General features: G+C 57.5%; 16 protein-coding genes. 7 read left to right on the top strand and 9 right to left on the bottom strand.

Annotated features, from left to right (window positions below):
- Positions 1 to 12: 12 nt before the first annotated feature.
- The gene (locus tag ACIQT8_RS22590; protein ID WP_400970033.1) at positions 13 to 1,464 is read left to right on the top strand and encodes an aldehyde dehydrogenase; all 1,452 of its coding nucleotides are present in this window, start codon (positions 13 to 15) and stop codon (positions 1,462 to 1,464) included.
- A gap of 46 nt (positions 1,465 to 1,510) precedes the next feature.
- On the opposite strand, the gene ACIQT8_RS22585 is transcribed toward ACIQT8_RS22590, so the two are convergent.
- Positions 1,511 to 2,407 carry a choline sulfate utilization transcriptional regulator gene (locus ACIQT8_RS22585; RefSeq protein WP_400970030.1) on the bottom strand — a complete coding sequence of 299 codons (897 nt, stop codon included), beginning with the start codon at positions 2,405 to 2,407 and terminating at the stop codon, positions 1,511 to 1,513.
- A 94-nt stretch (positions 2,408 to 2,501) separates the two neighbouring features.
- Here ACIQT8_RS22585 and choX point away from each other — a divergent pair, with 94 nt between their 5' ends.
- Together choX and betC are read left to right on the top strand one after the other, a co-directional pair.
- Positions 2,502 to 3,455 (top strand): choline ABC transporter substrate-binding protein, encoded by a 954-nt coding sequence (gene choX / locus ACIQT8_RS22580; protein WP_400970027.1) that lies wholly within the window; start codon positions 2,502 to 2,504, stop codon positions 3,453 to 3,455.
- 16 nt (positions 3,456 to 3,471) lie between these two features.
- Complete coding sequence (gene betC / locus ACIQT8_RS22575) at positions 3,472 to 4,986, top strand: choline-sulfatase (RefSeq protein WP_400970024.1); 1,515 nt, start codon at positions 3,472 to 3,474, stop codon at positions 4,984 to 4,986.
- Between the two features lie 12 nt (positions 4,987 to 4,998).
- Here the strand turns inward: betC and ACIQT8_RS22570 are convergent, their stop codons facing one another.
- The 6 genes from ACIQT8_RS22570 to ACIQT8_RS22545 are packed head-to-tail and all read right to left on the bottom strand — an operon-like array spanning position 4,999 to position 11,515.
- A complete protein-coding gene (locus ACIQT8_RS22570) occupies positions 4,999 to 5,898 on the bottom strand; it encodes a carbohydrate kinase family protein (protein WP_400970021.1) in 900 nt (299 codons plus the stop codon).
- A complete protein-coding gene (locus ACIQT8_RS22565; RefSeq protein WP_400970018.1) occupies positions 5,895 to 6,935 on the bottom strand; it encodes an ABC transporter ATP-binding protein in 1,041 nt (346 codons plus the stop codon). Before ACIQT8_RS22565 ends, ACIQT8_RS22570 begins: the two co-directional genes overlap by 4 nt.
- Positions 6,935 to 8,449 carry an argininosuccinate lyase gene (argH, locus tag ACIQT8_RS22560; protein ID WP_400970016.1) on the bottom strand — a complete coding sequence of 505 codons (1,515 nt, stop codon included), beginning with the start codon at positions 8,447 to 8,449 and terminating at the stop codon, positions 6,935 to 6,937. The genes ACIQT8_RS22565 and argH overlap by 1 nt, the downstream gene beginning before the upstream one ends.
- A gap of 4 nt (positions 8,450 to 8,453) precedes the next feature.
- The gene (locus ACIQT8_RS22555) at positions 8,454 to 9,296 is read right to left on the bottom strand and encodes a carbohydrate ABC transporter permease (RefSeq protein ID WP_400970013.1); all 843 of its coding nucleotides are present in this window, start codon (positions 9,294 to 9,296) and stop codon (positions 8,454 to 8,456) included.
- The gene (locus tag ACIQT8_RS22550) at positions 9,293 to 10,234 is read right to left on the bottom strand and encodes a carbohydrate ABC transporter permease (RefSeq protein WP_138792706.1); all 942 of its coding nucleotides are present in this window, start codon (positions 10,232 to 10,234) and stop codon (positions 9,293 to 9,295) included. Before ACIQT8_RS22550 ends, ACIQT8_RS22555 begins: the two co-directional genes overlap by 4 nt.
- 15 nt (positions 10,235 to 10,249) lie before the next feature.
- On the bottom strand, positions 10,250 to 11,515 hold the full coding sequence (locus ACIQT8_RS22545; protein WP_400970008.1) for an extracellular solute-binding protein: 1,266 nt from the start codon (positions 11,513 to 11,515) through the stop codon (positions 10,250 to 10,252).
- 242 nt (positions 11,516 to 11,757) lie between these two features.
- Here ACIQT8_RS22545 and ACIQT8_RS22540 point away from each other — a divergent pair, with 242 nt between their 5' ends.
- Genes ACIQT8_RS22540 through ACIQT8_RS22530 form a run of 3 tightly spaced genes read left to right on the top strand, consistent with a single transcriptional unit; the run spans position 11,758 to position 16,311 of the window.
- Positions 11,758 to 12,984, top strand: coding sequence for an ROK family protein (locus ACIQT8_RS22540; protein WP_400970005.1), 1,227 nt, complete (start codon positions 11,758 to 11,760; stop codon positions 12,982 to 12,984).
- Between the two features lie 19 nt (positions 12,985 to 13,003).
- Entirely contained in the window at positions 13,004 to 15,406 is a 2,403-nt protein-coding gene (locus ACIQT8_RS22535) for a PIG-L family deacetylase (protein WP_400970002.1), read from the top strand.
- Positions 15,403 to 16,311 (top strand): DMT family transporter, encoded by a 909-nt coding sequence (locus ACIQT8_RS22530; RefSeq protein WP_400969999.1) that lies wholly within the window; start codon positions 15,403 to 15,405, stop codon positions 16,309 to 16,311. The genes ACIQT8_RS22535 and ACIQT8_RS22530 overlap by 4 nt, the downstream gene beginning before the upstream one ends.
- Before the next feature lie 15 nt (positions 16,312 to 16,326).
- Here the strand turns inward: ACIQT8_RS22530 and ACIQT8_RS22525 are convergent, their stop codons facing one another.
- Both ACIQT8_RS22525 and ACIQT8_RS22520 read right to left on the bottom strand, forming a co-directional pair.
- Entirely contained in the window at positions 16,327 to 16,788 is a 462-nt protein-coding gene (locus ACIQT8_RS22525) for a hypothetical protein (protein ID WP_400969996.1), read from the bottom strand.
- An 87-nt stretch (positions 16,789 to 16,875) separates the two neighbouring features.
- Positions 16,876 to 17,763 (bottom strand): AraC family transcriptional regulator, encoded by an 888-nt coding sequence (locus ACIQT8_RS22520; RefSeq protein WP_138792701.1) that lies wholly within the window; start codon positions 17,761 to 17,763, stop codon positions 16,876 to 16,878.
- 199 nt (positions 17,764 to 17,962) lie between these two features.
- Between ACIQT8_RS22520 and ACIQT8_RS22515 the strand changes: the two genes are divergently transcribed.
- Entirely contained in the window at positions 17,963 to 19,429 is a 1,467-nt protein-coding gene (locus ACIQT8_RS22515; protein WP_400969992.1) for an alpha-glucosidase/alpha-galactosidase, read from the top strand.
- Positions 19,430 to 19,436 lie beyond the last annotated feature (7 nt).

Genomic DNA, 19,436 nt, shown 5'->3' with positions numbered 1-19,436 from the left:
GGAGGAATGATTATGCAATCCATCAATCTCTTCATCGCTGGCGAACATCGCCCTGCAGGTGACGGCAAACGCTTCGAGCGGGCCAACCCCATCACCGGTGACATCGCGACCAGTGCGGCCGCTGCAACCCTTGATGATGCGGCGCTTGCGGCTGACGCGGCTGCGGCCGCCTTTCCTGTCTGGTCGGCAACGCCTCCCGGTGAACGCCGTCGCCTGCTTCTGGCTGCCGCCGAGGCTCTTCGCGCTGCAGGACCCGCCATTACCGACGCGATGAAGGAAGAAATTGGTGCGACGGATGCCTGGGCAGGCTTCAACGTTAAGCTCGCAAGTGACATGCTGGTTGAGGCAGCGAGCCTGACAACGCAGATCAAGGGAGAGGTCATTCCCTCCAACCGGCCAGGGACTATGGCGATGGCGTTGCGCCAGCCGGTTGGCGTCGTCCTTTCGATGGCACCCTGGAATGCGCCCGTCATTCTCGGTGTTCGCTCACTCGCCACGCCGCTTGCATGCGGAAATACCGTGGTCATGAAAACCTCGGAACTGTGCCCGCGCACCCACGCTCTGATCGTTGAGGCCGTAGCTTCGGCCGGACTGCCGAAGGGTGTTTTGAATGCCGTCTCCAACGCACCCGAAGATGCTGCGAAGATTGTCGAAACACTGATCGCTCATCCAGCTGTCAGACGGGTCAATTTTACCGGATCGACTCGCGTCGGCCGCGTCATTGCCGAGACTGCCGGCCGTTATCTCAAACCTGCACTTCTGGAACTTGGCGGCAAGGCGCCCTTCATCGTTCTTGATGACGCCGATATCGATGCTGCCGTCGCCGCTGCTGCCTTCGGTGCCTTCATGAACCAAGGGCAGATCTGCATGTCGACGGAACGTATCATCGTGCTCGATTCCGTTGCCGACACATTCGTCAGTGCGTTTGCCAAGAAGGTCGAGACGCTGAAGGCGGGCGATCCGCGTGAAGGCAAGACGCCGCTCGGTTCGCTCGTCAGCGCTGAGGCCGCCGCCCGTATTCGCACCCTCGTTGACGATGCCGTTTCCAAGGGGGCGAAACTCGTTGCCGGAGGCAGCGGAAGCGGCACGATGCTCGATGCACTCGCCGTCGACGGTGTGACGCCAGCAATGCGGCTTTACTCGGAAGAGAGCTTTGGTCCGGTCGTTTCCATCATTCGTGCCACAAGCGTTGATGAAGCTGTCAGTATCGCAAACGAAACGGAATTCGGTCTTTCTGCCGCAATTTTTGGTCGCGACCAGGCGAGGGCCCTTCAGATCGCCGGGCGGATCGAAAGCGGCATCTGCCATATTAACGGTCCAACCGTGCACGACGAGGCACAGATGCCGTTCGGTGGCGTAAAGGCATCCGGTTACGGCCGCTTTGGTGGGACTGCCGGCATTGCCGAATTCACTGAACTGCGCTGGGTCACGCTTCAGGACGGGCCGCTGCACTACCCCATCTGAAAATGAGAAACATTCAAGAGGCGCCGCTCCTGGACGGGGAGCGGCGTTATCGCGCCTGGCCGACGAGCCAGTTCGTCAAGGTCCGGACAGGTCCATCCTGCCGTTTCGGTTTTACGAGCCAATATCCCCGGTCAGGCGCATCAAGGGCAGGGCCTGCAATAACGAGAACGCCTGCATCAACAAGGGGATCGACAAGTCCCGCCCATCCGATCGCCAATCCCTGTTCGCCGACCGCCGCCTGTACCACCATGGAATAGTTGTTGAAGGTCAGGTCGCCCTGTTCCATGGCGGCCTGCCGTTCGACGCCGAAATGGCCAAAATAGGTTCTCCAGTCGAACCACTGTGTTGGCGAGGTGTTTTCCAGATGGATGAGCTTGTGGCGAGAAAGAGCTCGCGGATCCGTATCAGCCCCTGCCTTCTGCAGATAGGCAGGAGCGCAGACGGGTGCGATCTTCTCCGAGACAAGCAGGACCGCACCTTCACCGGCTTCGGCGCGTGAACCGAAGATCACCATCACGTCGCCGTCTTCCTTTCCCTGTCGCAGCGGATTCTGGGTCGCGACGATCTGGATATTGATATCTGGATCGACGGCGCGGAAGGCGTGCATGCGGGGAATGAGCCAGAGTGAGGAAAAGGCGTAATCGGTGTGGACCCGGATCGATGGCCGCTCGCTCTTGCGGCGCAGTTGCTGCGTAAAGAGATCGACGGCATCGACGTTGTTCGAAACGATCTCGAAAAGACGTTTGCCATCTGCGGTCAGTTCTATGCCGCGATGCTTTCGTCTAAGAAGCCCTGTCTGCAGTTCGTCCTCGATCTTGCGGATCTGGTAACTGACAGCAGGCTGTGTCAATCCAAGGTTTTCGGCCGCCGATGTCAGACTGCCGCGGCGCACGACTTCGCAGAAGATGCGCATCCACCCTAGATCGAGCGGTCTCTCTGACATAAAATATCCTTATGTGAAATATCGAAAATTACTGGCTTCACAGCAAGTTCGCTGCTGTTGTTCAATAAATATCTCTAATAACTGGGGAACTCCAATGAAAACCATCTCTCGCATGAACAGGATTGCCACGGGTGTCTTTTTCTGTGTGGCTGCTTTCTCCACGACCGTTCAGGCCGCCGACGATGCTGCCTGCAAGACGGTCCGCATGAGTGATCCAGGCTGGACTGATATTACCGCGACCAACGGTGTTGCAGCGGTTCTTCTGGAGGCGCTCGGCTATGAAGCCGATGTCAAGACGCTCTCGGTTCCGATCGGCTGTCAGGCCATGAAAAACGGCGAGATCGACGTCTTCCTGGGCAACTGGATGCCGGCCCAGAAATCCTTCGTTGATGACCTGAGCGCTGCAAAAGCGGCCGAGGTGATGACGAAGAACCTCGAAGGTGCAAAGTTTACGCTCGCGGTCCCCGCCTATATGGCCAAGAAGGGTGTGAAAGATTTTGCCGACCTCGCCAAACACGCAGACGAGTTCGAAAGCAAGATCTATGGCATCGAGCCGGGTGCTCCGGCTAACCAGAATATCCAGAAAATGATCGATGCCAATGATTTCGGTCTGAAGGGCTGGCAATTGGTCGAATCCGGAGAGCAGGCCATGCTTGCCCAGGTCGAGCGTGCCGGCAAACAGGAGAAGGGTGTCGTTTTCCTCGCCTGGGCGCCCCATCCCATGAATGAGAAGATCGAGATCTCCTATCTCTCGGGTGGCGATGCCTATTTCGGAGCGAATTTCGGCGGCGCTGAAGTCTATACGCTGGCGAGGACCGGATGGGCACAGCAGTGCCCGAATGCCGCGAGCCTCTTCAAAAATCTGAAATTCGAAATCGGAATGGAAAACACCCTGATGGGTTCGATCCTCGGCGGTGAAGACGCAAAGGCTGCTGCGACAAGCTGGCTCAAAGCCAATGCGACGGCGCTCGACGGCTGGATGACGGGTGTTACCACGCTCGATGGCAAGCCGGGCGCGGACGCGGTCAAGGCCAAGCTCGGCCTCTGACAGGAACCATCATTTCATGACGCGTCCGAATATCCTGATCCTCATGGTCGACCAGTTCAACGGAACATTGTTCCCTGACGGGCCGGCCGATTTTCTGCATGCCCCGCATCTGAAGGCCCTGGCGGAACGCTCTGTGCGTTTCGCCAACACCTATACGGCAAGCCCGTTGTGCGCGCCGGCGCGCGCCTCGTTCATGTCCGGGCAGTTGCCGAGCCGCACCCGTGTGTACGACAACGCAGCCGAATTCGCCTCAGACATTCCGACCTACGCACATCATCTGCGGGCCGCAGGTTATTACACCGGGCTCTCGGGAAAGATGCATTTTGTCGGACCTGATCAGCTACATGGTTTTGAAGAACGTCTGACAACGGACATTTATCCGGCGGATTTTGGCTGGACGCCCGACTATACGAAGCCCGGCGAGCGGATCGACTGGTGGTACCATAATCTCGGTTCGGTGACGGGGGCAGGGGTCGCCGAAATCACCAACCAGATGGAATATGACGATGAGGTCGCCTATCACGCGACCCGCAAGCTCTATGACCTCTCGCGTAAGCTTGATGACCGCCCGTGGTGCCTCACAGTCAGCTTCACGCATCCGCATGACCCATATGTCGCGCGGCGGAAATTCTGGGATCTCTATGAAGATTGCCCCGCTCTCGATCCGAAGGCCGGTGCATTGCCATTCGAGCAGCAGGACCCGCATTCCAAGCGCCTGCTCGAAGCCTGCGATCACTCGGCATTCGACATTACGGACGAGCAGGTGCGTAGGGCACGCCGTGGTTATTTCGCCAATATCTCCTATGTCGATGAGAAAATCGGCGATATCCTTGATGTATTGAAGCGCACTCGCATGGATGACGACACGATCATCCTGTTCCTCTCCGATCACGGGGATATGCTTGGCGAGCGCGGCCTCTGGTTCAAGATGTGTTTTTTCGAGGGATCTTCGCGGGTGCCCTTGATGGTCGCGGCTCCCGGATGGAAACCTGCGCTCATCGATGCACCGGTTTCAACGCTCGACGTCACACCGACGCTGTGCGGGCTGGCTGGCCTCGATATGGCTTCGCTGAAACAATGGACGGACGGCGAAGACCTTTCCGGCGTCGTCGCTGGCACGGACGTGCGTGGTCCGGTGCCGATGGAATATGCCGCAGAAGGATCGATCGCACCGCTTGTTGCCATCCGGGACGGTCGCTTCAAGCTCACGGTCTGTGAGGCCGATCCGCCCTTGCTGTTCGATCTCATTCAGGACCCCGACGAACGGGTCAATCTTGCCGATGAACCGGAACATGCGGCGGTCGTCAAGAAGATTAGCTCACAGATCAACGAACGCTGGAACCTTGCATCCTTCGACGCATCGGTACGGGAAAGCCAGGCAAGGCGCTGGGTGGTCTACAAGGCGTTGCGAAACGGTGCCTATTACCCCTGGGATTACCAGCCGTTGCAAAAGGCATCCGAACGCTACATGCGCAACCACATGGATCTCAACGTGCTGGAAGAAAATCAGCGTTTTCCACGCGGAGAATAAGCGGTCAGACAATCAGGCCGCGGGATGGACCCTCGGTGCGCCTCCCATGGCCTGAACCGCGAGGCTGCCGGCCTCGATGCCGGCTTCGAGGCATTGTTGCGGGCTTTCACGGCTGAGCCAGGCGTCAAGGAAGCCAGCATTGAAGGCGTCACCGGCGCCGGTCGTGTCTATGACCGGAACGTTGCGGGCGGCGGCATGGGAAACACTGCGATCCGATGACAGCCATGCCCCTTGAGCGCCGCCTTTCAGCGCAACAACGGGAAATGCGGATGATAGGGCATCGATTGCCTCGCGAGGGTCGGCTTTTCCCGTGATGGCTTCTGCTTCCTCAAGGTTCGGCAGGAAGACGTCGACGCCGTCACAGGCCGCAACGAGGCCCTTGCTATAGATCAGTGAGGCATCCCAGCTCGGATCGAGCGAGACGGTAAGGCCGTTCTCCTTGGCGCGCGCAACGAGATCGGGGATTTCGTTGAGGGTTGCGAACTCGGCAATGTGGAGATGGCATGCCTTTTCCCAGGCAAATGCGGCATTGAGGGTCGATGGCCGTGCTGGCCCTGCACGATGCGTCAGGAATGCCCGGTCATGCCCGACAACCGTCGCAACAGTCACTTGCGGACCCGCGTCCGCTGCATGCTCCAGGAATTGCACGTCGATGCGGTGATCGGCCATCTGTTTGCCGATGGCGCTGGAGAAGGTATCGGTCCCGAGCCTTGCCAGTAACGCAACGTCGCGGCCAATATGTGCGAAATGAGCCGCGGCAATGAATGCACCGCCGCCGGCCGCCATCTCCATATCGTTTGCAAATGTCTCCCTGCCAAGAACAGGCATCGCATCGAGCCCGGTGAAGACAAGGTCGCAATAGATGCGACCAACACTGATAATCGCAGACTTACGTGTGACACTCGCCATCATGCACGGTCCAGAAGCTTTTCCGTTTTGGTATCGAACAGATAAAGAGAACCTTTTTCTGCGTGGCATAGGAGCTGGCTGCCGACTGCAGGTATCGATTTGCCGCGGGCTGTCGCGATGACCGAACTGGTCGATGTATCCAGATGGACAAGCGTTTCAGGGCCGAGAGGCTCGACCGCCGTGACCGTACCCTCGATGGAAAACGCGCTCTCCACCTCACCGTTGTCACCAACCAGAAGATCATGAGGGCGTATGCCGATCAGAAGGTCACCCGTGGCTGAAAGCGTCATGCCGTCGGCTTTGCGCGTCCCCTGCAGCAGGTTCATTGACGGACTGCCGATAAACCGCGCCGTAAAGACATCGACCGGTTTCTCGTAAAGTTCAGATGGCGTACCGACCTGCAGGATATGCCCGTCTTTCATCACAACGATCCTGTCGGCCATCGTCATGGCCTCGACCTGGTCATGTGTCACATAGACGGTGGTCGTCTTAAGACGTTGATGCAAGCGTTTGATCTCTATACGCATTTGTGATCTGAGTTGCGCATCGAGATTGGACAGTGGCTCATCGAACAGGAAGGCAGAGGGATCACGCACCATGGCACGCCCGATCGCCACACGTTGCCTTTGGCCGCCCGACAACGCGGCGGGCCGGCGATCAAGCAGTGCTTCAAGGCCGAGAACGCGTCCGGCCTCTTCGATGCGCCGGTTTTTTTCCGCGCTGTCGAGCTTTGAGGTGTAAAGGCCGAAGCCAATGTTCTGGCGCACGGTCATATGCGGGTAGATCGCGTAATTCTGGAACACCATCGCGATATTGCGCTGCTTGGGTTCCTTCTCGTTGACGACATTGCCGCCGATCTTCAGCGTTCCCGCAGAAATTTCTTCGAGCCCGGCAATCATCCTGAGCGTCGTCGATTTTCCGCATCCGGATGGACCGACGAAAACGACGAATTCCCCATCCTCGATGGCAAGATCAATGCCCTTGACCGCCTCGACCTTGCCGTAGCGCTTTACGATTTGATTGAGTTCGATTGTCGCCATTATCGCGCTCCCGTCAGGGCAGTAAATTTCTCGGTGAGTTCAGTGGCTTTCGCCGCTTCGTGGTCTGCGAACGTTTGGGCCTCTGCAGCAAGCGCGCCAAGCTTTTCACGATAGACCGCGATTGCTTCGCGCATAGGGGCCGGGGCCGGGCCACCGAAACGGCTGCGAACGGCGACGAAGTGCTCAGGCGATACGATGTTTCTGAATGTCGTTTCGTCGACCGTCGTATCGTGACCTGCCAGCTCCCTGAAGGCTTTCTGGAATGGAGGATAGCCGTCAGTTGGCAAATCGCCCTTCAAGGCGACGACACTTTTGGCGACCGTAGCAGCAATTTCATGAGCCTGGCGGAAGGAAAGGCCCTCAATGCGCACGAGTGAATCTGCAAGTTCGGTGATGGTGATGCAGGAGCGGCGGATGTTCCGATCGACCCGTTCAGGATCGATGCTGATCTTGCCGATGAGGCTTGCAAGGAGATCAAGCACACGCCCAGCCGAGGCGAATGCCTCATAACCGACGCCCTGCGTTTCTCCTTCGCTGTCATTCATGTCGGTAAACGGCGTGTTGTGCATCACGTCGAGCATGGTGCGTGCCCGGCCGAATGTCTGGCTTGCGAGATGGCGCAGGTGCTCGATCGGAACGGGATTGCGCTTTTGCGGCATGATCGAGGAAATCTGCACGAGCGAATTCGGAACGTATATCTGGCCGACCTCGAAACTCGTCCAGAACTGAAAATCCTGGATAAGCCGCCCAAGATGCAGGAACATCAGTTCCATGGCCGAATAGGTCGCTGTGGTATAATCGACCGCAGCGATACAGGAATAGGAATTGCGCAGCGGGGCCGAAAAACCTAGCAACTCTGCAACGCGCGCCCGGTCGATTGGAAAGCCCGACGTCGTGATTGCCGCAGCGCCCATCGGTGAAAGGTCGACAATCCGGCGGGCTTCTGCAAAGCGGTCGATGTCTCGGGTCAAGACTTCGATCGCCGCAGAAAGATAGTGGCCGAACGTCGTCGGTTGCGCCGGTTGTCCGTGCGTGTAGGCGACGATCAGCGTATTTTCATTCCGCTCTGCGGCGTCGATCAGTGCCTCCAGAAGAAAACGTGCCTTGATCATCAGGGCATCGATCTTTTCTTTCAGGCCGAGTTTGAAAAGTGTGTGATCGATATCGTTTCGAGAGCGGGCCGTATGCAGTCGCCCGGCCACATCGACGCCAATCCTTGCTTTCAGTTCTTTCTCGATCAGGAAAAAGAAGTCCTCGACCTCGCCGGTATAGATGAGGCTCGAGGGATCGATGGATCTGTCGATATCTTCAAGGGCGCCAGCAATTTTTGCGGCGGTTTCAGCGTCAAGAATGCCGGTTTCACGCAGCATGACCAGATGGGCCCGGTCAATGCGCCTAAAACCATCGACGTGATGATTTTTTGCGCCATCGAACAGGGGGCGAAGCACTGTTTCCTTGTAAACGGCGTCTGGAAACTTGCTGGTATCGGAAAGGCGCGGGTTCGTATCGGCCATGATGTTATCCTTTCAGGCCCGCCAGCATCACACCGCGGACGATGTAGCGTTGCAGGACGATGAAGACGATCAATGTTGGAATGGTCGCAATGGCGGCCCCGGTCATGATCATTTCCCACTGGATCTGCTGCTCGACAGCAAAGCTCGAGAGGCCGACAGGCAAGGTGTAGAGTTCCTTGCTGGTGGTGACGATCAACGGCCAGAAAAACGCGGTCCAGTTGCCAAGGAATGTGAAGATGGCAAGTGCTGAGAGCGCAGGTGTTACCAAAGGCATGGCAACCTTCCACCAGATCTGGAATTCGTTCAGTCCATCGACCCTGGCAGCCTCGATGAAATCGTTCGGGACCGTCTCGAAGAACTGCTTCATCAGGAAGGTGCCGAATGCCGTCATCATGCCCGGGAACATGATGCCCCAGTAGCTATCCAGCCAGCCGAGCTGGCTCGACATCAGATACCATGGAATAACAAGCATCTCCGTTGGGATCATCAAAGTCGAAAGAATAGCAATGAAGATGAAATAGCGTCCACGGAACTCGAATTTTGCCAGCGTGTAGCCAACCAGACTGTCGAAAAAGCAGTTCGAGAGGGTCACGATGATCGCAACCAGCATCGAGTTGAAGAACCACCGCAGGAAGCGTCCGTCAGCCATCACGGTGACATAGTTCGAAAGCGTTGGCGCCGCCGGAATAAGTCTGAGGTCGTAGACCTGATCTGCCGTTTTCAACGATGTCGAGAACATGAAAAGCAGCGGTGACACCATGATCAGGCCGCCAATAAAGAGCAGCGTCCATGCGATGATGCGGCCAGGACGGATACGGGCGTGGGAAAGTGGCTGTGCTTCGCTCATTTCTTTTCCCTCAGCACCCAGAGCTGGATCAGCGATACGGCAAGGAGAATGGTGAACAGGACGACCGTTTGTGCGGCCGCATAGCCCATCGCATAGGAGTTGAACGCTGTCTGGTAGATCATCAGCACAAGCGGCTTCGTTGATCCGAGCGGACCGCCCGGGTCGTTGGTGGTCATGTTGTAGACCTGGTCGAAGATGCGCAAAAATCCGATCGACGAGAATACCACGAGAAAGACCGTGGTTGGTTTGAGGAGTGGCAGGGTGATCTTGCGCAGGATCGCCCACTCGCCAAGGCCGTCGATGCGCGCAGCCTCATAAAACGTTGTCGGAATGGCACGCAGCCCGGCCATGAAGATGATGATCTGGAAACCCAGCCCTGCCCAGATGGCCGTCACCATGATCGAAAAGAGCGCCTGGTCGGTCGAACGGATGAAAGGCTGCTGCGGAATTCCGATAAGGCCCAGCACGTCATTGATGATGCCGATCGGTGGTGGTTGGTAAAACCAGCGCCAGACCCAGGCCATTGCCGCAGCTGTCGTCAGATAGGGAAGGAAATAGAGCGCACGGATAAAGCCGTGCAGAACGCGGACACGGTCGAGATAAAAGGCGATGACAAAGGCCAGAACCAGGCTGATCGGTGTGCCGATGATGAGATAGGTGAACGTGTTCTTGAAGACCTTCCAGAACTGCGGGTCCTTGAACAGTTTCACATAGTTGGCAACGCCAATGAACTTGGCCGGCCGCAGCAGATCCCAGTTGGTGAAAGACAGCCAGAAGGCCTGCAGCGTCGGATAAAAGCGGATGACGCTGTAAAAGAGGATCGGGATCGCCAGGAAGCTCCAGATCCAGATAAGCCGTTTGGTGCGCATGGAAAGGCGATCTCCAAAGGAGCCGCCGGGGCGGCCGGATGCCGCCCCCTGTTGGTCGATCGCTGTCATGACTTGACCTTCAGCTTAGGGTTTGGCCGCGTCGATGATTTCCTGTTCGGCCTCTGCGGCCGCCTTGATGGAATCCTCAACCGACTGACCCTCCAGCAAAACGCGGTTCGTCATGTCGATCGCGTTTTGGCGTTGAGCAGCCTCGTCCTTGAAGAGCGTGGTGTGCGCGTATTCAAGACCCTTCAGGAACGGCGCATAAACCGGGTCTCTCAGGTTTTGCTCGGTCAACGCCGCTTCACGTCGGGCAGGCAGTTCCCCCACGGTCTTCAGCCAGATCGCCATGGCCTCGGGCGATGAGATATAAGCGAGGAATTTCTTCGAGGCTTCCAGTTCTTCGCCGGTCGTTTTGGCGCTGATGCCGTTTGCGAAGTAGCTGGCGTAGTTAGAGCGGATGTTCTTGTCGTTGGTGGGAAGCTCGGTGACGCCCCATTCGAAGTCCTTGATGGTCCGGAAGGAGCCAAGACGGAACGTCCCGTCGATCGTCATCCCCGCTTTTCCGGCCCGGAAGGCGGCCTGACCTTCATCCATGAAACCGGCCTGACCGATCTTCTTTTCAAGCTGGAGGCTCGTGTAGAATTTAAGCGCCTGAACACCGGCCTCGCTGTTGTAGGTAACCTTCTGGTCGTTGTCGGTGTAGGGTTCCCCACCATATTGGCGGATCAACACCTCACGCCACCATTGGTGATCCTGGCCACCCATGTCGAGCGTCGAACCTGCGACGGTGAGGTTACCTGCTGCATCGTGCTTGGCGATCTTTTCTGCAGCAGCAACAAATTCATCCAGTGTTTTCGGAGGGTTGGCAGGATCGAGGCCTGCTTCCGTGAACAGCTTCTTGTTGTAGAAAAGGGCAAGCGAGCGAACCGCTGTCGGAAGGCCGTAATAGTCATCGCCACGCTTCATGGCGCTGACGATCGGGAAGAAGTCGCTTTCGATCTTGTCGTGCGGGAACGCATCGGTTGGCAGCGGCTGCAAGATCCCGCCTGCCGCGAACTTGTCCAGCCAGCCATAGAAAAGCTGCATGACATCGGGGCCATTGCCGGACATGTTGGCGGCAATGACGCGTGTCTGATAGTCGGCGTATGGGAAGGTTACCTGTTTGACTGTGATGTCAGGATTTGTCTTCTGGAATTCTGCGATGAGCTCGTCCATCGCCTTTACGCGTGTGTCGAAGACATATTGCCAATATTCGATTTCGACAGCTTGTGCTGCGTTGAATGCGAATGTGCTGAAACCGGCGACCAAGCCGGCGAACAAAGTTGCCCTGCGCATGTAAGCCTCCATTGTCTCCGCCTGCTTTGCAGATGCGGAGTGAGTTCCCTTTATCCACGCTTTCGCGCGCACTTTATCGGCTCGCTACAGGAGGGTTGGCTAACCCCTGAAACACGCTGAGCCGGACCCCCGGTCGGCCTCTACGGTTCTCTGAAGGAGCGAGTTTGTCAATAAGATAATTTACTTGAATTATTATATTGCGCTTATCGTGATTTCGACGCTATGAATTTTCTACGATACGGGAAGTTGAAGAGATGACGGTGCACACGTTGGATGCCTATCCGGTCGCAATTGGCAAAAATCCCGAGCGCAGCCGCGAACATAACAGGCGAGTCGTTCTCGATCTTGTTCGCAGGCACGGCTCCCTTGGTCGCGCCCAGATTGCCAAGATCACCCATCTGACCCCGCAGGCAGTTGCCAATATTGTCGAAGAGCTGATGGGTGAAGAGCTCCTGAAGGAGCTTGGACGCCGGCGCACCGGCCGTGGCCAGCCGCCGATCCAGTTTGCCGTCAATCCCGACGGCGGTGCGACGATCGGCGTTGAGATTGCCGCTGACCACATGGTTACTGTCGGGCTTGATCTGGCCGGTGTCTTGCGCGCTGAGCGCGTCACGCGCCTGAAAAACACCAAACCGGATTACATCCTCAAGACCTTTGCCGCAGAGCACGCCGCTGTCGCAGGAGCCCTGGGATGCAGGCTGCTTGGGACCGGCGTGGTCATGCCCGGGCCCTTCGAGATCGACGGGATGACCTCGGTCGGCCCGACGACCCTTTCGGGTTGGGTGGGGATCGATGCCCGTCAAATGCTCAGCGATGCGTGCGGCCAGCAGGTCGTGGTTGAAAACGACGCGACCGCGGCCGCCGTCGGCGAGCGGCTGTTCGGTCAGGGTCTCAGCATCCCGAATTTCTGCATGATCTATTTCGGGGTCGGTATCGGTCTCGGAATGATCCAGGAAGGCGCCCCTTACCGCGGTGCTTTTGGAAACGCCGGTGAAATCGGCCATGTGACCGTATCTCCGCGTGGCAGGCCGTGCCCGTCCTGCGGACAGAGAGGCTGCCTGGAGGCCTATGCCTCGGCTTATGTGCTCAAGGAGAAATTGCAGGCCATCGGCATTGCCGATACCGAACTCGATGACCTTGAGGCGCTTTTCAATGCATCCAATCCCGTCCTGATGGGGTGGATCGATGAGGCAGCCGATCATCTGGCGCCGATCGTCGCGATGCTCGAAAACATCCTTGATCCGCAGACAATCATTCTCGGTGGCGCACTGCCGGAGCCTGTCATCCGCGAAATCATCACCCGCATGGGAAGCCTGCCGACATCGGTTGCAAGCCGCCGGCAGCGCGAGTTGCCACGCGTGATCCATGGGACATCCGGGCAATTGACGGCGGCCCTTGGCGCTGCAGCTCTACCCCTTTTCGATATCGTCACACCGAAACTCGAGACGTCGATTGCGGCGACTGGGGCTGCACAGGCCTGAATTCTGGAGGAGACTGTCAATGCTGAACCCACGAGAGCGCATCGAACGGCAGATGGCCGCCCCATGGTTTGTGCGCATGCACCGTCGGCTGAGTGCCCTGAAATCGGTCGCGACGGTGATGCAAACCGGTGCGCATCCCGATGACGAGCAGAACGGTTTGCTTGCCTATCTCAGGATGGAGCTGGGCATGCGGGTCATTATCGCCTGCTCGACGCGTGGCGAAGGTGGCCAGAATGCTCTGGGGCCAGAACGCCTCGGTGCTCTTGGCGTCATACGATCCCGTGAGCTAGAGGAGGCCGCTCGCGTCATCGATGCCGACGTCCACTGGCTCGGGCATGGACCGGCCGACCTCATTCACGATTTCGGTTTTTCCAAGGATGGCGACCGGACGTTTGACCGGTGGGGAGAAGCGCGCATCGTTGAACGGCTCGTCCGTGCCTATCGCAAGGAACGTCCCGATATCGTCATTCCAACCTTCCTCGATGTACCGGGCCAGCATGGCCATCACCGCGCCATGACACGCGCTGCCAAGACTGCGATCTCTCTGGCTGCAGATACATCGGCCTTTCCGGAGCATTTTTCTGAAGGGTTGACACCGTGGAAAGTGGCAAAGTTTTACCTGCCTGCCTGGTCGGGCGGTGGCGATACCTATGACGACGAGGTTCCTCCACCCGAAACGACACTCGTCATCGCCGCAGAGGGAAAAGAACAGGCAACTGGTGCGCAATACGACCGTATCGGTGAATGGTCCAGGTATTATCATGCCTCGCAGGGGATGGGGCACTGGCCGAAGGATCCGCAGGTGTTTTGGCAGTTGCACCTTGAGACAGGCGAGAACGGTGATCGCGAAGAGGCAACCATTGCCGACAATCTTCCAGCGTCACTCTTGGACCTCGCGGAGCATCCGGGACTTGATCCCGATCTGGTGAAGGCATTGCGTGAAGCCGATGAGGCAATTGCCAGCGCGATTTCGGCCTTCCCGGCGAGGCAATTAATTGAGGCGTCACTTCTTGAGGCAGCGACCCTCCTGCAACATGTCGACGAAACGGCAGGACAGGAGTTCCGTGACCTTCACGGGCATCGGATCATGCGTAAACGCGCGCAGCTCGACGCAGCGATCCTGACAGCAATCGATATTTTTGAGCGCGCCTATGTGGAGCCAGCCGAGATGAGGCCGGGCGGACAAGCTTTCTTGCACGTCGAATTTTCGGCGTCACCCTCCACATACGAGGTCGACGTCACGCCTGTTCTTCCATCCGGCGTCTCATCCTCCGTCGAAACGCTCGGTCAGGCGACGGTGTTCTCGTTGCTGGCCGAAAAGGATGTATCCGTATCAGGGCTCTACCAGCCGGTCTGGAATGCCATGGGTGGCAATGGTCATGCGTCTGTTCGGGTGTCAGCGAAGATCGGGGCGCGGACCGTGACGGCCAGCTTCGATCTCGAGGAGCCGTTTTTCATCTCTCCTGCGCTTTCGCTGACACTTGCGCCCGACGCGCTCCTTGTTCCTCTTGGCGCTTCGGCACCGCAGTTGGGTTTCAAGGCGCTCGCACGGGGCGACGAGACGGCTCTTTCCTTCAAGGCCACGGACGGATGGAAGGTGCGTAAATCAGGCGACGACTGGGTTGTGGAGCGCACAGGAGAAGCTGTTGCCGGGCTTGTTTCACTCGATGCACACACCGGATCCCATGCTGCGTTTCAGGTGACGCCGATTGCCTATCCTCATATTGGCCGGGCAAGGTTTCTGGCGCCGTCCAAACTCAGAATCTTATCGCTCGACATGAAGCTGCCTGCCGGAGCACGAGTGGGTTACGTCGGTGGTGGCGCAGACAACGTCGGTTCCTGGCTCGGGCGCATGGGCCTCGATGTGACTGAGCTCGATGCGCAGGCGCTCAGCGGCGATCTCACGTCCTATACGACGATTGTCGTCGGCATATTCGCCTTTGGAATTAGAAGCGATCTCGCCGCAGCAACCGCCAAGCTGCATCGATTTGTCGAACAGGGAGGGCATCTTGTCACGCTCTATCATCGGCCAAGCGATGGATGGGACCCGCAGTCGACACCCGTCAGGCGGCTTGAGATCGGAAAACCGTCGTTGCGTTGGCGCGTGACGGATCCGCATGCCGAGGTGACGGTACTTTCGCCGGATCATCCGTTACTTGTGGGGCCGAACGTGATCAGTGATGAGGATTGGGCCGGATGGGACAAGGAGAGAGGCCTTTATTTTGCGGCACGGTGGGATGATGCTTATGAACCATTGCTTGCCATGCATGATGTCAACGAACAGCCTCTGAAAGGCGCGTTGATTTCGGGCCGTTTCGGCAAAGGACGCCACACGCACACCAGTCTGGTCCTCCATCACCAGATGGACAAACTGGTTCCCGGCGCATTCCGTCTGATGGCAAACCTTGTGCAGCCGGCGTGAACGCGCAAAATGACAGCGTAACGGTATTGGAGACGCAAGGCTCCAATGCCCGCGCCGGTGTCGGCTGGCTGCTGCTTGACATGACACTGGTGGCGGGCGGAATGACGGCCCTCGTCAAGGCGCAAGGTGCGACCTATCCGGCGTTTCAGCTCGTCTTTATTCGTGCAGTGATCGGCCTTTTGTTCATCCTGCCGTTGATTTGGCGTCACCGGGGGGAAATGCTGAGTGTTAAATATCCGCTCCGCAATCTATTCCGCATCGCTTGCAACGCGATCGCGCTGACGAGCAATTTTCTTGCGATCACCATGTTGCCCCTCGCGACGGTCAATGCAGTCGGCTTTTCCAGGCCGTTGGTGACCATGGCAATGGCAGTCGTGTTTCTCGGCGAATATGTCAGCCGCATTCGCTGGGCGGGGGCGATCATGGCGTTTATGGGCGTTCTTGTTGTCATTGCGCCGGGGACAGCCGATTTTAACGCTGGCGTGCTGGTCGTTCTCGTTTCGGTCATCTTCGGAGCGCTGGCGATCATTCAGACCCGTGCGCTGCGCGAGGAAAACACCACTGTGATGATGGTCTTCTACACGGTCGGTCTCGCTGCCATCACAGCGGTCCCGGCGTTGTGGACGTGGCAACCGGTTCTAGCCTTCGATTGGTTGCCGCTCTTGGCAATCGGCTTTCTCGCACAGCTCGGGCAATATTGCTTCCTTCGAGCCTATCGCATGGCGGACGCGAGCCTTCTTGCGCCGGTCGGTTATCTCTCGCTGCTTTTTACGACAGCGGTCGGTTATTTCATATTTGGGGAAGTGCCAGAGGCACGCGTAGGCGCCGGCGTTGCGATCATACTTGTCTCACTCCAGGTCGCCGCCCTGTTTGAAAGACGCGCGAAATGGCGCGGCCGAGCATAATTTCCGTGGCGCACCTCAGGACAGAAGGACACGCAACCGCACCCAGTTCAGTACGGCAACCCTGATCCGATCGTAGAACGCTTTGGCCATGCCAACATAGCGCATGCCCCAGGCGAGCCAGGCATAAGTCAAAAGCTTGTCTCGGCCGGCATGATAGATGCGCTCGACAATGAGGAACGTGGCAAGGTGCGCAAGAATGACCATGGTAAGACCGGATGCGACGTGTCCGTGCGCCATAACGACCAAGCCGGCGACCTTCATCGGTTCGGCAATTGCAAAAGGCACAGCAAGAAGAAGCAGGATCACCAGTCGCGCCTGGCTGGCGATTTGAGCCTCGATACGCCTGAATACCGTCATCGACGAGATCGCCTTCACCACGGGCCGGTAAAGTGGGCGAAAGATCACGTCGATGAAAGACACTATGACAATGATCGCCCGAATTGGCATTGAGAAAATCAGCCAGAACGTCCTTTTCATTTCAAGCTGTCTCCATCTTCGGCATTGCCTTGGCTTTGCTCTTGTTAGCCGCCTCAAACGTGGCAAAAGCAAGTCTTGATCACGCGCTCACGTGTGTCTGATGCTCGCATACATGCCAGTCGTGCGGAAATCGCTTGGGTTGGTTCCGTAAAGGCGTCTGAAGACTTTCGAAAAATAGTTGGGATCGTCAAAGCCGCATAGCACAGAGACCTCCTTGATCGGCATCGTCTCGGCCGTCGTCAACAGTTTTGCAGCGCGCCTGAGACGCCGCGCGAGGACGAATTCTGCAGGAGGCATGCCTTCGCTTGCGGCAAAGATCCGTGAAAAATGCGCTCGGCTGAGGCCGGCGACTGCCGCAAGATCGCCGACCGACAGACGGTCGCCGAGATGGCTGTCTATATAGCTTAGGACCTGCTGCATCGTGCGGTATTCACCACTGAAGGAAGGGTGAGAGCCGAAGACGTCATCATAGAGGATCATGGCCGCCTCATAGGCGACAGCGGACGCAGCGCCTGGAGTTTCCGCACCGTTGACGAGCCGAGAGCAGCATGAGGCAAGATGGTCGATCGTCGATGCCTGCAACTTGAGGATCGGCCCTGTGACGGCGAGAATGTTGCGATGAATGCGCAAGGCCTCCTCGCCATTCATCGAAATCCAGAAGAACTCCCACTCCCGCCCATCTTCCAGCCAGTAACGATGATTGTGAGGGATCAGGAGCAGCAGCGTCTCACCCGGTTTGACGGTGTAGACACGGTTCTCGTAGCGCAAATTACCCTGTCCGGCGATGGAGTGCTGGAGAACGGTAAAGGGCGTCTGTCCGCGTTTGCGACCGTCCCAGTCGTAGCCACGGTCACGACGGATTTCATAACCGCTGCTCGTCGGCATGGTGTGCAATGTCTGGCGCCCGCGCGGCAGCGAGACCGTGCGCATACCAGGTCCCTGGTCAATCAAATCCTGCAGCACAAAATTACCCATGAAAGCATAATCCTTCTCTGGTTATGACAATCATTATACGCATAATCCCGATCCGAGGAGACAGTCAGAGGGACGATCGGGAGGAAAGTTTGGAAATAACGCTTATTTTTTGGGCGCTTCTGAACTTTGTGGTGGTCGATCGCTATTTTGAGGCCCTTTGGTCCGTTTCACCCGTTCGATTTGCAACAGAGGTGACGTTATGAGTTTCAAAATCGCTATAATTGGTGCCGGCAGCGTTGGTTTCACGAAAAAGCTGTTCACGGACCTGTTGTGCGTTCCAGAGTTTCGCGACATCGAAGTCGCGCTGACCGATGTCAGCCAGCACAATCTCGACATGATCAAGGCAATTCTCGACAAGATCGTCGAGGCGAACGCGCTGCCCGTGAAGATCACCGCGCACACCGAGCGCAGAAAAGCTCTCGAGGGAGCAAAATACATCATCAGCTGCGTTCGTGTCGGTGGGCTCGAAGCCTACGCAGACGATATCCGCATTCCACTGAAATATGGCATCGACCAGTGCGTCGGAGACACCATCTGCGCCGGAGGGATTCTTTACGGCCAGCGCAACATCCCGGTCATACTCGACTTCTGCAAGGACATCCGTGAGGTTGCTGCACCCGGTGCGAAATTCCTCAATTACGCTAACCCCATGGCCATGAACACCTGGGCGGCGATTGAATACGGCAAGGTCGATACTGTCGGGCTTTGCCATGGCGTTCAGCATGGTGCTGAACAGATTGCAGAGATACTCGGCGCCAAATCCGTGTCCGAGCTCGATTACATCTGCTCGGGGATCAACCATCAGACGTGGTTCATCGATCTCAGGCTGAACGGGCGAAAGATTGAAAAAGATGAGCTCGTTGCGGCCTTCGAGGCTCACCCTGTCTTCTCGCAGCAGGAAAAGCTGCGTATCGACGTCTTGAAGCGTTTCGGCGTCTATTCGACCGAAAGCAACGGCCATCTTTCCGAATATCTTCCCTGGTATCGCAAGCGTCCTGATGAAATCGCCCGCTGGATCGACATGTCGGATTGGATTCATGGCGAGACAGGCGGATATCTGCGCCACTCGACGGAAACTCGAAACTGGTTTGAGACGGAGTTTCCGCAGTTTCTTGCCTCGGCAGCAAAGCCGATCGATCCGGCCAAGCGCTCGAACGAGCATGCAAGCCATATTCTCGAGGCTCTCGAGACAGGGCGCGTCTACCGGGGTCATTTCAACGTCAAGAACAATGGCGTCATCAGCAATCTGCCGTCTGACGCGATTATCGAATCGCCCGGCTTCGTCGATCGTTTCGGGATCAACATGGTCTCCGGAATTACGATACCGGAAGCGTGCGCTGCGACTTGCCTTGCATCCATCAACGTTCAGCGCATGTCGGTCCATGCGGCAATCAGCGGCGACATCGATCTTTTGAAGCTCGCCGTCCTGCACGATCCGCTGGTCGGTGCTGTCGCAACGCCGGAGGAGGTCTGGCAGATGGTGGACGAGATGGTGGTCGCGCAGGCACGCTGGCTTCCGCAATATACGCACGCCATACCGGCCGCGAAAGAACGTCTTGCCAAATCGAGCGTCAAGACCCGCGACTGGGCAGGTGCGGCCCGCCGCAATGTCCGCTCCATTGAGGAGTTGAGAGCCGAAAAGTCGGCGCTGAAGAAAGCTGTCTGAACAGATG

The organism is Agrobacterium sp. NPDC090273 (genome assembly GCF_044772305.1).
Taxonomy (GTDB): Bacteria; Pseudomonadota; Alphaproteobacteria; order Rhizobiales; family Rhizobiaceae; genus Agrobacterium.
The sequence above is the reverse complement of the archived record's forward strand: the minus strand, read 5'-3'. Positions and strand labels throughout refer to the sequence as shown.